This window comes from Paenibacillus foliorum, assembly GCF_013141765.1.
Taxonomy (GTDB): Bacteria; Bacillota; Bacilli; order Paenibacillales; family NBRC-103111; genus Paenibacillus_S; species Paenibacillus_S foliorum.
Map to the genome: position 1 here is coordinate 23,420 of NZ_WHOD01000099.1, position 15,085 is coordinate 38,504.

At 45.3% G+C, this 15,085-nt stretch carries 12 protein-coding genes; all 12 read right to left on the minus strand.

Annotated elements, in window-relative coordinates; all coding sequences use genetic code 11:
* Nucleotides 1-193: 193 nt before the first annotated feature.
* The gene (locus GC093_RS25645; protein ID WP_171654762.1) at nucleotides 194-2,053 is read right to left on the minus strand and encodes a glycosyltransferase; all 1,860 of its coding nucleotides are present in this window, start codon (nucleotides 2,051-2,053) and stop codon (nucleotides 194-196) included.
* A 264-nt stretch (nucleotides 2,054-2,317) separates the two neighbouring features.
* A complete protein-coding gene (locus GC093_RS25650; RefSeq protein ID WP_216624808.1) occupies nucleotides 2,318-3,760 on the minus strand; it encodes a HAMP domain-containing sensor histidine kinase in 1,443 nt (480 codons plus the stop codon).
* Entirely contained in the window at nucleotides 3,753-4,436 is a 684-nt protein-coding gene (locus GC093_RS25655) for a response regulator transcription factor (RefSeq protein WP_376768680.1), read from the minus strand. The genes GC093_RS25650 and GC093_RS25655 overlap by 8 nt, the downstream gene beginning before the upstream one ends.
* Nucleotides 4,437-4,595: 159 nt before the next feature.
* Complete coding sequence (locus tag GC093_RS25660; protein WP_171654763.1) at nucleotides 4,596-5,198, minus strand: class I SAM-dependent methyltransferase; 603 nt, start codon at nucleotides 5,196-5,198, stop codon at nucleotides 4,596-4,598.
* A gap of 168 nt (nucleotides 5,199-5,366) precedes the next feature.
* Entirely contained in the window at nucleotides 5,367-5,657 is a 291-nt protein-coding gene (locus GC093_RS25665; protein WP_216624809.1) for a hypothetical protein, read from the minus strand.
* Nucleotides 5,658-5,805: 148 nt separating this feature from the next.
* Nucleotides 5,806-6,936 (minus strand): CgeB family protein, encoded by a 1,131-nt coding sequence (locus GC093_RS25670; RefSeq protein WP_171654764.1) that lies wholly within the window; start codon nucleotides 6,934-6,936, stop codon nucleotides 5,806-5,808.
* Between the two features lie 49 nt (nucleotides 6,937-6,985).
* Nucleotides 6,986-8,092 carry a CgeB family protein gene (locus tag GC093_RS25675; RefSeq protein WP_171654765.1) on the minus strand — a complete coding sequence of 369 codons (1,107 nt, stop codon included), beginning with the start codon at nucleotides 8,090-8,092 and terminating at the stop codon, nucleotides 6,986-6,988.
* A 33-nt stretch (nucleotides 8,093-8,125) separates the two neighbouring features.
* Nucleotides 8,126-8,587: a dTDP-4-dehydrorhamnose 3,5-epimerase family protein gene (locus GC093_RS25680; RefSeq protein ID WP_171654766.1), complete on the minus strand. Its 462-nt coding sequence runs from the start codon at nucleotides 8,585-8,587 to the stop codon at nucleotides 8,126-8,128.
* Entirely contained in the window at nucleotides 8,574-9,497 is a 924-nt protein-coding gene (gene rfbD / locus GC093_RS25685) for a dTDP-4-dehydrorhamnose reductase (RefSeq protein ID WP_171654767.1), read from the minus strand. Before rfbD ends, GC093_RS25680 begins: the two co-directional genes overlap by 14 nt.
* Nucleotides 9,494-10,525 carry a dTDP-glucose 4,6-dehydratase gene (gene rfbB / locus GC093_RS25690; protein ID WP_171654768.1) on the minus strand — a complete coding sequence of 344 codons (1,032 nt, stop codon included), beginning with the start codon at nucleotides 10,523-10,525 and terminating at the stop codon, nucleotides 9,494-9,496. Before rfbB ends, rfbD begins: the two co-directional genes overlap by 4 nt.
* Nucleotides 10,522-11,244 carry a sugar phosphate nucleotidyltransferase gene (locus tag GC093_RS25695; protein WP_171654769.1) on the minus strand — a complete coding sequence of 241 codons (723 nt, stop codon included), beginning with the start codon at nucleotides 11,242-11,244 and terminating at the stop codon, nucleotides 10,522-10,524. Before GC093_RS25695 ends, rfbB begins: the two co-directional genes overlap by 4 nt.
* A 358-nt stretch (nucleotides 11,245-11,602) precedes the next feature.
* Entirely contained in the window at nucleotides 11,603-15,073 is a 3,471-nt protein-coding gene (locus tag GC093_RS25700; protein WP_171654770.1) for a response regulator, read from the minus strand.
* Nucleotides 15,074-15,085 lie beyond the last annotated feature (12 nt).

Genomic DNA, 15,085 nt, shown 5'->3' on the forward strand with positions numbered 1-15,085 from the left:
TGCAGCTGCAAGGGGGGGAAGCTATCATCACGGTTCGAGAAACCTCTCAGCCTGCGGGTCTCCTCTCTGGAGCGACGTGAATGCACTTATATCCTTGGTCAAAGCTAATGTTATTCAAATGTTTTAGATCACTTTACACCAAAAGCTGCCAAGGTTCAAGTACAACCGATGGAAAGTATGGGGAGATAGCCCATTAGGCTGCTCTACGCCTCGAAACCCGCTTGCCCCGTGTGCCACCAGTCCGTTTACGCTTTCGGCGCGTTTTCCTGAGCCTGCCCTTGCAGCTGACTGCTTGCTTTGAACGTAAGGTCGATCCACATCTCTTTCGTTTAGGAGCACATCGACACTTCTTGCGCTTCCGTGCAGCAACCGTTCTACAGCCCAGTTTTCCCCGTGACAGCCTCCTTTTCTTCTTACATCGCCGCAGTGTTTGTTTTTCTTTGTGCAGCTGTCTAAGCGGTTCTCCAACGTTAATCATCCTTAGCTCAGCATCAGGTACACGGACGATTCTGTCAGGATCAAGACCACGCTGTCTCATCGCAGCCATTGAGGAAAATGGGCACCGTTGTTCGCCAACAAGCAAATACACGGTAGGTCCTCTTCCTTTGACCATCATTACGGACGGCCGATGCTCGTGAAATGGCAGCTCTGTTGATATCGGAGCGCCTGTTGGAAAGCGATGCAGTACCGCATCCGTTACCAAATTGACATCCGACCAGCGATATTTGTAAAAGTTGAAAGCCCTTTTAGAGGCAAACGGTCTTTTCATTCCATTTTCAAGCAAAAATACGGTAGAGGTTGCTTTACCTTTATAAACGGCATTCATTAGCAAAGGCGGCAGCTTATGACTCTGTTTGTCTTCAGCGGCAGCCGAAATTTTCTCTTTAAGCTCCTTAAGCAATCGCTGCAAGCGAGAGCGGTGAGTTTCCAAGCCAAAGACAGCCTCAGCCGCTTGCAAATGGCTATTGTCAGCTCTTAACCTATGGGTATCGTTTTGCAGCCATTCCTTAGCTTTAACGATTAATTGAGCTGTATCGCCTTTTTCTACTAGCCAATCAGCATTGCCAGTAGAGCGTAATATCTCCTCAAGTCCTCCCGAGCGGTAGGCTATCACACCTTTCCCGAACACGAGCCCTTCAAGCGCTGGCATTCCAAACCCTTCATCGACCAAACTTGGAATGACAACCAAGTCCATTGCCGGGTAGAACCGCTCGATTCGCGATTCAAAAGGAATGCGATGAAACCTGGAAGCATGACCTGATTGATCGATTAGACGTTGGCAGTGCGTTGAGTAGTAGGAGTCCGTAGAATTACCTACGATTAAGAAATGAGCATCCACTACGGTTTCACATAGGGATAATGCCATCTGAACGAAATGATCGATGCCTTTTTCCGGACGCAGGGTGGATGAAATATAGCCAATTACCCGGCTGCCCTCCTCCACTTGCAATTCACTGCGCTTATCAAACCGATAGGTGGGCCAGTCTTCGGGTTGGAGATGCTCCATGTGCCAGGTCGGCGGGACCAGACTGAGCTTCTTATCAAAGCCTGCCTTACGAAAAGGACGAAGCGCTGCATCAGACATCCCGATAATCCAATCCGAATAACGGTTAATCAATTCAAGCGAATGACGTGTATGAATGTGTTGGGCTATTTTTTCAGCGATGCACCATACAACCGGTATCCCTAAGGTTTTGGCTGCAATGGCCGGAATAGGATTTATACAAGTATTGACAAGGACAATGTCCGGCTGATGCGCATGAAGTAGATTCATTATTCCTCCATGCTCGTGATTCTTTATTTTCCGCTCCATCATAGGCGATAAATCAGCCTCAGGATCATTCATAGACCTTACAATCGGTATGTCGTGGATTATGGAGTGAATGCCTCTTTGCGCTGCTTCAGTCAGCAGAATTCCGCTTTCTGGCACAACGAGTGTGCAATCAAAATGCTCGCTCGCCTCAATGGCCAGCATTAATACATATCTCTCAGCTCCTGTAATAAAGCTGCTGCCGTAAGTGTGAGAAAACAGCATCATGGTAGGTTTGCTCATCCCTTTACCGCCTGCCTCTAAAGGTAGATTGGCGGGTTCACCTCCTAAGAGTTTTGCTTTAGCAAAACTTGCATCGTAAGCCTATTCTAAGCTTTGCCTTCAAAGCTTAAGCACTAATAATATATGTAGGTAGACAACTATACCGACACGACATTTACCCCCTGGCCATTCGTACAATTTAGGGACAAAAAGCAAACAGAGATACGCCCATATCCCGGCCATCCCTGTTCCACCTGCTCTATCTTATCAATCTCCACTTTCATTTCAATTACCGCCCACATGATCCTCACCATTACTAGAATCATAAGGTATACTAATAAAAAATTGATAGTAATGGCCAGTCCTATGCAGCCATATATCTCCACCATGCAATTGGACGATACTTTGGGCAATAGATAATCCTAGCCCAGAGCCGGATGGCATTATATGGCCGTTCCTGGATTCATCGCCCTTATAGAAACGCTCAAATAAACGCTCCTCCTGTTCTTTAGTCATACCCGTACCTTCGTTGGCTACACATAGAACAATCCCGGATACCTCCTTACGAAGATCAATACGAATAGCGCCAGGCTTTACACTGAATTTGAGAGCATTCATCAGCAAATTATCGACAGCTCTGACGATTGTCCCCGCATCCACATGCAGCATGATTTTTTGCTCAGGAAGCTCGCTTACTATTCTAATATCATAGGTCTCGGCAAGTGGACTAAATTCGATAATCATTTGTTTCAACATACTTACCATATCGATGTTCTGCTTTTCCAGAAACACTTGCTTGCTTGTAAGACGGGTATATTCAAATAAATCATCAATTAATTTTTTTAACTGATTGGATTTGTTAAGGGCACTTTGTACATAAGGACTCGAAGAATCATCCTTATGAATATTTTCCTGGAGCAGCATCAGATAACCAATAATACTTGTCAAAGGAGTTCTAAGATCATGAGAAATATTAGTAATCAGCTCAATCTTGGTTTTCTCTGCCAGCCGCTCCTTCTCCATCTTCTCTTCAAGCTGCCCTGCCATATCATTGATATTTCGGGTTAAGGTCCCCAGCTCATCCTCGCTCTTCACCGGCAAACGGACCGAAAGCTTACCTTGGGCAATCTTCTCTACACCATTATTTAGAAGCTGAAATTGCTTCATTTTTCTTGCGGTAAACAAGTAAAAGGTTAGAGTAAACAATCCAAAGAATAAGAGCAAATTGACTATTTTCGAGTCATCATACGTATATCCGACCTCAGCTTCAAGTGGTCCTGAAATGACAAGAAACAGCTTCTGTTCGGTGTATTTCACAGGCATGACTGTAGTATACATGCTTCCTGGATCAGGATTTGTAATGATCTTCTTTTGTTCATAGAAAATTTGGAACAAATCAATTTTACTTTCCTTCACCCCATCTGAATGAAAAATAACCTTGCCCTCTAGGTCAGTCAAATACAGGATTAATCGATCCTGTTCGCTATGCTTATTTAACAGCGCAGTTATTTCATTCGTAACATGAGCTTTTTCGAGCTCCGATTCTATAAGTGCCAGCTTTCCGTTTATCCGATTTTTGCTTGATTCATAGCTAGTATAGGGAATTTTTCTGAAACCCTGTGTCACAAAATCTATACTAATTTGAAGTAAACTAGTAATAAATAAACAGGCTACAAAAGTAACTAATATTTTAAGGCGGAGGGAATGATGTAATCTGAACTTACTCAATCTTATAACCTACCCCCCAGACCGTTTTAATATATTTAGGCTCACGAGGATTATCCTTTAGCTTTTCGCGAAGATTACGGACATGAACCATCACCGTGTTATCGGACTGCATGATGGGGTCCTTCCAGATCGATTCATATATTTTTTCAACGCTAAAAACCTGCCCCCGATAGGTCGCAAGCAGCTCTAGAATCCCAAACTCTATGGGTGTTAGGCTTATCTCTTTACCACAATGCGTAACTTGATGACGAGAAATATGGATGACTAAATCTTCGATGACAATCTCTTTTTCTTTATCTGAAATTGCGGTCATTTTGCTTCTGCGAAATTGAGATTTCACACGTGCAACCAGTTCCAGCGGATTAAACGGTTTGGACAGATAATCGTCAGCTCCCGTCGTTAGCCCTAATATTTTATCCATATCCTCGCTCTTTGCAGAAAGCATAATAATCGGGATGTCCAGACTTTCTCTAATTTTACGACAGGTCTGGATACCGTCCAGATCGGGCATCATAACGTCAAGTATAACCAGATCAACATGCTCTTTTTGCAGCATCTCGAGCCCACGAATTCCATGCTCCGCCTCCAATACATGGATCCCGTCATTTTTCAGAAAAATATGAATGATATCCCTTATCTCCGGTTCATCATCTATGACCAGTACGACCTTACTCAAGCTGGATACACCTCTTTTTTGCATATTTTTAGTCAACCCGTCCCAGTAAACGATCCATGGCGGTTCCATAAATAATTAGAACTAACTTCTATAGTTATCCATGTTTTCCCTTTTTTTCGTTTTCAATTATTGTAAGTATCTGCTCGGATTTGCATTGCTTCAGTTGTTCTTAACGAGCGTCGTTTTTAATCTGCACACATAAACAAAAGCCGAAGGCATATTCCAGGGAACTAAGTGAATCCTCATGTGCGCAAACTCCTCTTGAAGCATCTTTTTCATTTGGAGAGAATATTGAAAGGTTACGAAAACACCATCTTCATGCAAGATTTCTTTGATTTGGCTAATGATTTGGCTTCGATCCGATTGTGAAAAGTTAGCAAAAGGCAAGCCAGAAATAATAACGTCTGCCTTGTTTATTCCTAAATCCGACAGGCTCTTCTTAAGCTCCACTGCATTTTTGCAAAAATCAAATTCACTGTATAAACCCTGTAGCCGATTGCGCATTTCATCGTCCTTCTCAAATACAGCCACCTTACAATCGGAATGCTTGCTTGCATGGATTGCTTCTGTAAAAACACCGGTACCTGCACCCAATTCCACTATGGTACTAATTTCGTCCCACATGACAGGCTCCAGCATTTTTTGGGTAAGACTTGAAGAACTAGGTACAATACTCCCAATATCACGCGGATTCCGAAAAAACTTCTTTAGAAAAAGCCATTTATCTACACCGATTGATTTCACTTTCCTATTGAGCAGCACGCATTTGTCACTCCCTTATCTCATTCCTTAGATAGTATCTATGTTATCCGAAATAGATAAGGATTTAAGGGGGGAAGTTCTTAAGACTTTCTTAAGAAGTGATTAATTATGGTAATGAACAAAAAAACCGCATTAGCTTAGAGCTAAGCGGATCTACAGTACCTTCTGCTATGGACCTTCCTGAAGTCCTTTGGCAAATCCTGCACTAAAGCCTTCGTTGTACGCTTGATCAAACGCCTTATTATAGGCGAGCATAAAGCCTTGCCCTCGTACGCCTTTTCTCCGTGGCAAACGACCTGCGCGTCTTTTTCTCCGCCTCAGCAATTGTAAACCTTTTCTCGCAGCCTTGCCTACGCGTTTGCGCCGGGAAAGCGGACGTATACGCGATCTCCGTATTTTTTTGCGCCTACCTGCCTTTGTGACAGGCCGTTTCTTCCGGATCTTTTTAAGTCGGGCCATATCCTAAGCCTCCTCACTGCTCTCCAAAGGAAAGCTGCTTATATAAATAAACGAAGTCAGCCTTATTTCAAGGCCAAACATCGTTTATCCGTTAGCATTCCTATAGACTATGCGGCAAAGAGGGCAGGTGCACAGGGCATATACCCATTTATCCAAACACGATTCTTAACATTTGAGCAACACGATGCGAATAAGTATGCTCCTCCATCGTTCTCTTTAGAGCATTAAGAGCAATCTCTCTGCGTTCATCTTCATGGTTCAAGTAATGCTCAATCTTATGCTTGAGTTCTTCGGCAGAGCTATAAGTAACTATATCCACACCTGGCGTGTAAAAGCGAGCTAGGTCACTGCGTATATCCGTCAGCTGCAGAGTACCGCATCCTGCGATTTCAAACGTACGCGGATTGGGCGATACGGCGCCGATTAAGCGGCCGTTGTAATTAAAGGTTGCATCATCGGTTGCACGATGGAGATTAATGACGATTTTCGTACCATTATAATAGTTGGCTGTTTCCTCTGCCCCCATCCACTTGTTCAAATCTATTTTGGGAGCGAGCACATTGTAATGACTTAGTCTATCCCACCATATGCCTGAGATGTAAGTGTTTTTCGTCGCTAAATAAGGTGCCACCTGATTGAACACCGAAACCCGATTCCAATAAGCCGACCCGATAAAGCTGACATCTTTGCGGTAATGAATCGGAATTCGCTTCGGACGAAATAAGGCAAAGTTAGCTCCAAAGGGTAAGTAATGCACCTGAGAGCAGCCATTTTTTTGGTATAAAGGTACACATTCCAATTCCAGCGTAAACACGTAGTCGTAGTGCGAAGCCAGATTGACCGTCATATCCGTATAATAAGGATCATCCGTAAACCAAATTGCAGTGCGAATGCCTTCAGCTCGAATGAGATCAATCTGTTCAACGGGCAGATTCAAACCTTCCAGAATAAGCACATAGTCGGGCCTTAGCTGCTTAGCAGCACTTACGAAGTCCTGGACCGGTGTTAGGATAACGAGCTCCCGAACCAAGCCTTGGAAGGCTTCAATGATGGCTTGATCGAGCGGAGAGTAAGGGAACCCCTTACCCGAAGTAATATACAGCACCCGCACGTTCCACCATCCCAAGGGGGAAGGTGCAGTATCTCGCATTACGGCCTCGCATCTTCCCAAATGGTAGCCGTAACCGCTGCCCAACTTATATCCGTCCGTCCAGCCTTTGCTCGATATGCGAGGCTGTTGCCTAACACGCGCGCGTCTGCGCACAGTTTTCTTTATCATGCTGCTCCTCCCTATTCCTGTTCATTGATTACAAACAACATCCGTTTGTTTAGTAGCCCAAGAGCTGCAGCAAATGTTCAACCCGTCTTAAATAAGTGTGCTGCTGCAGAGTTCGCCTCAATCCGTTGTACGCAATAGTTCTTCGTTCTTGCTCATGCCGTAAATAATATTCGATTTGGCCCATTAGCTCTTCAGGTGATCTATACACGGCGATTTCTTGTCCTGGTGTGTAGAGTCTCGCTAAATCATCTCTTATATCTGTAAGCTGCATCGAACCGCAACCAGCCATTTCATAGGTTCTGGGATTGATAGATTGACCTGGAACCGCACGGCTGTTTCTATTGTCTATTTCATGTAAATGACCGCGATGCAGATTGATCACAATTTTGGCCCCGCTGTAATATTTAGCCGTTTCCTCAACAGGGGTCCAACCTTCTCGGATGGAATGGCGCAGCAGCTTGTAATCCCGCAGACGATTCCACAATCCGCCTGCGATAATTACCTTTTTACCAGATAAATACGGAGCTATACGATCAAACACAGCTACGCGATTCCAGAAGGCCATACCAATAAAACACACATCCGACCTGTAGCTATGACCAACCTGCTGAGGCCTGAACAAATCAGTATCCGCCGCCAAAGGTAAATACGCAACCTGTGCGCAGCCATGCTCCTTATAGAGCTGCACACAGCTTTGCTCATGCGTAAAAACAACATCATAATGCTGCGCTATACGAATGGTGTCATCCGTAAAATAAGGATCATCTGCAAACCAAATCGCTGTACGTATGCCCATCGCTCGAATGGTGTCGATCTGCTGCAGATGATTTTCCGGAAATACATGAAGGCCGTTTAGCACCAGTACAAGGTCGGGACGCATCTGGCTTGCTGCTGTCAGCATCTCGGGTGGCGTACCAACAACAAGTACACTAACCAAAGACCCAAGAGCCTTAATCACTCCTTGATCTATCGCCGGAAATCCTTGCGGAATATAGAGTACCCTCAGTTGTCTTAATGTTACAGGTGCAGGCGGAACTATCGCACGAATCGCTTCACAGCGTCCCAGATGGTAGCCATGCTCTAGTCCCTGACTCTTGCCGTCTATTAGGCCGGCGGCTCTGCCAGTCGCCGCCCCTCGATTTTTGACAGGCCGCATTTGAATCCCCCCCTTATCGTTCACAGCTATATATTATCGGGACTTCGTTGACCAATCAAAGGCGATCTGTGGATCATCGTAGGCTAACCGATATTCATCAGGCTGATTAGCGTCGTATGCCATATTGGTAAAGTAGACGATTGTCACTGGCTTTAAGCCAAGCACTCGGTAGCCATGAGCAACTCCTCGAGGAATAAACAGTAAATACGAATTATCCTCACCCATATAATGAGCTTCTGTTTTCCGGTAGGTTGGGGAATCCTTGCGCATGTCATGGAGTACAACTTGCGCGTGACCACTTGGAAAAAACCAAATGTCATCCTGCAGCTGATGATAATGGAATGCCTTGATTACACCTGGAAACGACATCGACAGCGATGCCTGCCCAAAACTGCCATATATGGCATCATCCTTACGCAAAAGCTCCATAAAATACCCTCTATCATCCGAATGCTTAACGAGAGGTTTTTTTACTACACCATCAATACTCCCCATTACCGAGCTCCTCCTTTTCCATTTCCTCCTCTATCACTTCACCTGTTTGACCGCCTTCGGAACTAATATTCAACTCCTCCAAAATAAAGCTTTGCAAAGCATCCTGCCACGTCCTAAGCCTTGAGAAGCCGTTATAACGAATAGCCTTATCATCGAAATCTGATCTCGCCGGTCTGGCAGCAGGCAGCGGAAAGCTGTCCCCGGTTACCGGATTAAGCTTTATTGCACTGTGCCCAGCAATTCGAAGTATCTCTTCAGCAAACTCATATCGGGAGCAAACACCTCGGTTGGAGGCATGATAAATGCCGTATCTTTCACTCTCTAAAGCTTGCCCAATGAATCGTGCAAGATCATACGTATACGTCGGCGAGCCGAACTGATCGGCCACCATGGACAGTTCGCTGTTCTGCTCAGCCTTGGCAAGCACCTTGGTAACAAAGTTGCTGCCGTATTTGCCGTACAGCCAAGAGGTCCGAACGATAAAATACTTATCGCATATTAACTGGACAAACTTCTCCCCATGAAGCTTGGAATGTCCATAAACACTGATGGGGTTCGTACGATCGAGCTCGTTGTAAGGCGATCCCTTAGTTCCATCAAACACATAGTCAGTGCTTACATAAACAAGCTTCGCACCTATTTCACTGGCTATTAACGCAATGTTTCGTGAACCGAAGGAATTTACCATATAGGCCTGTTCCATCCGGCTTTCGGCCAAATCCACTTGGGTATAAGCAGCTGCATGAACAATGGCGTCAGGACGACACTCTAGGACGGCCTCCCTCACAGAGTGTTCGCTCGTAACGTCAAGCTCGTTCCGGGTTTTCGCTGTCAGCTTATGCTTTCTGCCGAGTACCCTGATTAGGTCACGTCCTAATTGACCTCCCGCACCTGTGATGAGGATGTTCATAAGGCATCTCCTTCATCCGCAGCTGCATCTGAGGTTTCATTAGAAGCTGTTTGCGGCATGAGCTTACGCCACCAGTCCTCATGCTCAAGGTACCAGCCAACTGTAAGCTTAAGCCCTTGCTCAAGCTTATAGCGTGGCCTCCACCCAAGCTCATTCTGCAGCTTACCCGCATCTATCGCATAACGAAGATCATGCCCTAACCGATCGGCCACAAACTGAATGAGTGTTTCAGGCTTCCCGAGCTCTGCAAGTATGGTCCGAACAATCTCCAGATTGGTTCGCTCGTTGCCTCCGCCAATATTGTATACATGCCCAGGCGTACCCGATTGAATTACACATTCAATCGCAGAACAATGATCCTCGACATAGAGCCAATCACGTATATTTAAACCATTTCCATAAACAGGAATGGGCTGGTTCTGTAGGGCTCGCGTAATAATGGTAGGAATTAACTTTTCAGGAAATTGATAAGGGCCATAGTTATTGGAGCAGCGGGTAATAACAACCGGCAGTGTGTAGGTCTCGTAATAGGCGCGTGCCAACAAGTCAGATCCTGCTTTGCTAGCCGAATAAGGACTGTTAGGTGCAATAGGAGTCGCCTCAGTGAACAGCCCCTCCTTGCCCAACGTCCCATAAACTTCATCGGTGGATACATGAACGAACTTTGAAACACCTTGCCTTCGAGCTTCCTCAAGCAGGCATTGCGTTCCGAGTACATTAGTGCGAACAAATAGCTGAGGATCTGTGATGCTTCGATCAACATGAGATTCAGCAGCGAAATGAACGACAACATCAATAGACTCTTCCTGAAAAATAAGCTGTACACCTTGCATATCAGCAATATCCCCTTGGACAAAACGATAATTGGGGAGCTGCGTTGCATTCGCCGTATTATCAGGATTTCCCGCATAGGTCAGAGCATCCAGATTCACAATACGATCCTCCGGATGATGAGCCAGCCAATAATGAATAAAATTGCTTCCAATAAACCCCATACCGCCTGTGATCAGCAATGTTTTCCCGTTCATAGCTTCTCACTCTCCAGCAGCCTGGCGCCGGCTTCCGCTAACGCCTGATGCGTTCCCGCATCCATCCACCAGCCTGTAAACATACTAAAGGTCAACAGCCCCTGCTCCGCATAAACATTGTTCACGTCCGTAATTTCCAATTCGCCTCGTTCCGATGGACGAAGAGTCCGGATCATATCAAATACTCGACTATCATATAAATAGATACCTGTCACTGCATAATCAGATGGAGGTATCTTAGGCTTCTCTATTATTCGTTCTATCCGACTGCCATTCAGCACAGGAACCCCATAACGATGAGGATCTCCCACCTGCTTCAAGAAGACATGCGCATTACCGTCTGAGTCGTTAAATTCAATTACCGCTTCACTCAGAGAATCCTCGAACAGATTATCTCCAAGAATAACTAACAGCTTCTCATCCGGACGAACAAACTCCTCCGCCAAAGCTAAGGCTTGAGCAATACCTCCCGCTTCCTCCTGAATTTTATAACTAACCTCAACTCCCCACTCCCTGCCACTTCCCACATAATCCGTATATAAACCTGCAGAATGCTTACCTGTAACGAGCAGCACCTCTTTAATGCCGGCATCAGCCATCTTTTCTATTGCATAATGGATCATCGGGTATTTTCCTACTGGCAGTAAATGCTTATTAATAATATTAGTTAGAGGACGCAATCTTGTTCCTGTTCCGCCAGCCAATATAACGCCTTTCATTGTATTTCCCCTTTCCCTAAGGAATTCGCCTTACTGTACAAATGCCATGCTTCTATAATATGCGCTCACCCTTACCCTCAAGTGGACGAATACCACGATTAGCGGAAAATTGGCTTATGACCAGTGTTCCAATAGGCTCATATAAGGCTCTACACAGCCACTTAGGTTGGACTCTTCACCCTGTATATGTATAGAAAAATCCTGAATAGAAAGCCTTACTATGAATATCGAGTGGCGGAGCCCATGAGGTGCTATTCCCGAAAAATTGCATAAAGCAAAAGCCTGAAGAGTCGTGAGTCGACTCTTCAGGCTTTATTTAGTAACTCATCATCTAAGATGTTCAAATAGTAGAATCAAGCTACGATATAGTCCTCAATGTTAGGATTAGTCGTTCTAATCGGATGTCCAGCTCCTCAATAGCCTCCACCAACCCGGCGCTGTTTTCTCCGGTGATGATTGCTCCCTTAAGATTTTCTTCCAGCTGTGCCGCTGCCTCAAAGAGAGGATCAGCTGAAAGGCTGCCGGCTGCACCTTTAAGCGTATGCGCGAAGCGCTGTGCTTCTTCTAAGTGTCCCTCCCTTAAAGCTGCTTTTATCCGTTCCGTGTAGCCTTCGTAATCACGTAGAAAGATCGCGAACATTTTGAGTAAAATCGGTTCCTTTCCGAGAAGCTGATGTAAGGCTTTGGATACATTGATATCCACATTTCCGTATAACTGCTCCTTTAAGCCATTGCCTGTTGACGGAGCTTGGTTCCAACCTTCCTCGGTGGAGACAGCCGCTTCACCCAGCCATTTTCGAATAACCGATTCCATCATTTGCAAATCAATTGGTTTGGTGATGATATCATTCATCCCTGCTAAGCGGTATTGCTCATGATCATCTGAAATAACGTTGGCAGTTAACGCAATAATTGGGATATGCGACAGATGGTCGCCGCTGCGTATCCTACGAGTTGTCTCAACGCCATCTAACTCAGGCATAAATATATCCATGAGGAGAAGATCCCAGTCCTCAGCATGAAACTTATCCAGCACCTCATATCCGGTTCGCGCAACCTCAATGGAATAGCCGCACTGCGCAAGCAGCTCCATGGCAACCTGCTGATTAATCTCATTATCCTCAGCCAACAGAATACGTTTCGCCTTGCTGTTACCCCGTTTCTTCAGCGACCCATTTTTCTCAACGAATGGTTGGACAGATACGCTGCCGTGACGGCCCCATACAGCTTCAATGGATTGAAACAACCCCAATCGGCTGAAGGGCTTAACAACAATCCCCTCCGGTCTATACTCTGTAGGCATATTTAACATTTCATCCCGCCCGTAGGCTGTTGTCAGCGCAAGGGTGATGATACCGGCTGCGTCTGCTTCTTGTTTAAAAGCTGCCCATGTTTCCATGCCGTACATATCCGGCATATCCATATCCATCAATGCCATATCGTACGGCTTACCAGGTGCAAGCCGCCTCAGCTCAGCAACGGCTTCCTTCCATGTTGAGTGAACAATGGGCTCCAAGGAAAAAGAACGCAGCAATGCACTAACATGCTCCTGCATGACAGGATGGTCTTCTACAACCAACACTCGCAAATCGGCATTTTGCAGCTTCGACTTCCAATCGTTATGCCTAGACCCAAGGGGCAGCAGCATTGGAACCGTAAAACTAAATACACTACCCTGTCCCAGCTCACTGAGAACCTCAAGATTACTATCCATTAACTTAATAAAACTGCTTGCTATAACCAAGCCTAAGCCTGTCCCTCCATATTTGCGGCTAGTCGAACCGTCCGCTTGCGTAAACGGCTTAAACAAACTATCCAGCTGCTCCTTGGAAATGCCGATTCCTGTATCTTCCACACTAAAACGCACATGAACAGATGTCTCCATTTCCTTAACCATATCAACTTTTATCTTCACGAAGCCCTTCTCCGTAAACTTCACCGCATTATTGCATAGGTTTAGCAGCACCTGCTCCAGCCGAAGCGGATCCCCGATAAGCTCAACCGGCAAAGTCTCGTCTGTTTCGATCATTAGCTCAAACTGCTCCTTGCCACCGAGAAAGACGCCCAGTATACCTGACAGCTTATCCAGCAGCTCCTCCGGATGAAACGTAATCCTCTCTATTTCCAGCTTGCCAGCTTCCACCTTAGAGAAATCCAATATATCATTAATGATTCTCAGCAAAGCTTGGGATGAATACAATACTTTGGACGAGTAATCCTTCTGAACCTCTGTCATATCTGTTTTCTGCATCAGCTGGGTTAGTCCGATAATCCCATTTAAGGGAGTGCGAATCTCATGGCTCATGCCTGCAAGAAACCGACTTTTAGCCAGATTCGCTTCGTCAGCCTCCATCTTGGCTTGAACAAGCTCCTGACGCACTCTCCTTTGCTCGGTAATATCCCTAGCTATTGCCACCACTCCTATGAAGCTGCCATTACGATCACGCAAGCCATTAGAATTATGCGCTACGGGAAATCGCTTGCCGTCTTTGCGAACAAACGTCCAATCGCGATCGTAAGAAAAATCCAAGGATCTCAGCTCGCGTAATACAGCCAGGTCGGGAGTCACGGTGCGCCCCAGCAGCTTGGATAGCCTTTCGGCTTCCTCAACTATTTCGTCTGGAGCTATGTATAACAGAGGTGTCGCTTTATTCAGCACTTCTTCCGCTGTATAACCAAGCATGATCTCGGCAGTTTTACTAAAATAAGTAATCTTGTAATTAGAATCAAATGCGATCATCAAAAAATCATTTTGGTTAATAATTGTATCCAATCGCTCAAACAACGTCTTCAAATGAGCCATCATTCCATTCACCGATTGCGTCAAAGCTCCAATTTCATCATGATTGCTGATTGGAATAGGGGGGAGATTGAAATTACCTTCAGCAACCGTTTCTGTAACCGACAAAATTTTCCTTACCCTTACCAGTTGTCGGTTATAAGCCATCGTCAGAAGCCATATCATTATCAGCTCAGTAGCAGCAATGGAGAGCATAGTTTTCCAAAATAATGAGTTTAGCGGTTTCTCCAATTCATCGATTGGAACCTGAAGCACCACATACCAAGCGGTACCTTCCACAGCTGAAAAAAACAGGATTTGCGGATCCATCTTATTCGATAATTCACGGTAACCGAGCTTCATCTCCGATGGATCTTTTGCAATCTCTGTTAAAATCGGACCTATTGCTTCCTTACTAATAGATTTCGCTTCCGAAACATCATTCCAATAAAATGCCGTCCCATCAGCAGCAGTCACCATGATCTGGCCCAAATTACTTGATTGATAGTTGATTAGCTTCTTGAAAGCCGTATCCAATAAAATTTCTGAATGAACAAACCCGATGGAGTTATTTCTTTCATCAAATACAGGCACTTGCAGCGTGATCAGCCTTTGATTCGTTGCTTTATCGATAAACGGTTCAAAGACAATGCTCTCTCCTATCATCGCTCCATTTAATTTTGAACGAATGTTACTTTTTCCTTCAGAGCTTAATGCAATATCCCCTTTTAAATCGACGAACTCCATGGTTCGATATATCCCTTTGGAGCGTTCCACTTCCTTACGAAAATAATCAATCCGCTGCGCGTCGGTTCCGGATCGCACTTGCTCAGTTCGGCTCATGATCTCCACTTCCGATATTCGGTTCCCAATCCACGCTGACAAATTGCAGGAAGATAAACGTACCTTCTCGTTTGCGGTTTCCTTCAGAGAATCTACAATCCGCTGTTTGGCGGAGCTGTAATTGCTTATCCCCACAACAAACAGAGACCCGCCTGAAATCAACACAACCAAAACCATCATTTTAAAACGCAGCGATAACTTCCTCATCTATCGTCCCCC

Coding starts and splice junctions, on each gene's coding strand:
- GC093_RS25680 (WP_171654766.1), bottom strand. CDS start 8,587: ATGGGGAGTATTGATGGTGTAGTAAAAAAACCTCTCGTTAAGCATTCG.
- GC093_RS25665 (WP_216624809.1), bottom strand. CDS start 5,657: ATGGCCCGACTTAAAAAGATCCGGAAGAAACGGCCTGTCACAAAGGCA.
- GC093_RS25695 (WP_171654769.1), bottom strand. CDS start 11,244: ATGAAAGGCGTTATATTGGCTGGCGGAACAGGAACAAGATTGCGTCCT.
- GC093_RS25675 (WP_171654765.1), bottom strand. CDS start 8,092: ATGCGGCCTGTCAAAAATCGAGGGGCGGCGACTGGCAGAGCCGCCGGC.
- GC093_RS25700 (WP_171654770.1), bottom strand. CDS start 15,073: ATGAGGAAGTTATCGCTGCGTTTTAAAATGATGGTTTTGGTTGTGTTG.
- rfbD (WP_171654767.1), bottom strand. CDS start 9,497: ATGAACATCCTCATCACAGGTGCGGGAGGTCAATTAGGACGTGACCTA.
- GC093_RS25645 (WP_171654762.1), bottom strand. CDS start 2,053: ATGAGCAAACCTACCATGATGCTGTTTTCTCACACTTACGGCAGCAGC.
- GC093_RS25670 (WP_171654764.1), bottom strand. CDS start 6,936: ATGATAAAGAAAACTGTGCGCAGACGCGCGCGTGTTAGGCAACAGCCT.
- rfbB (WP_171654768.1), bottom strand. CDS start 10,525: ATGAACGGGAAAACATTGCTGATCACAGGCGGTATGGGGTTTATTGGA.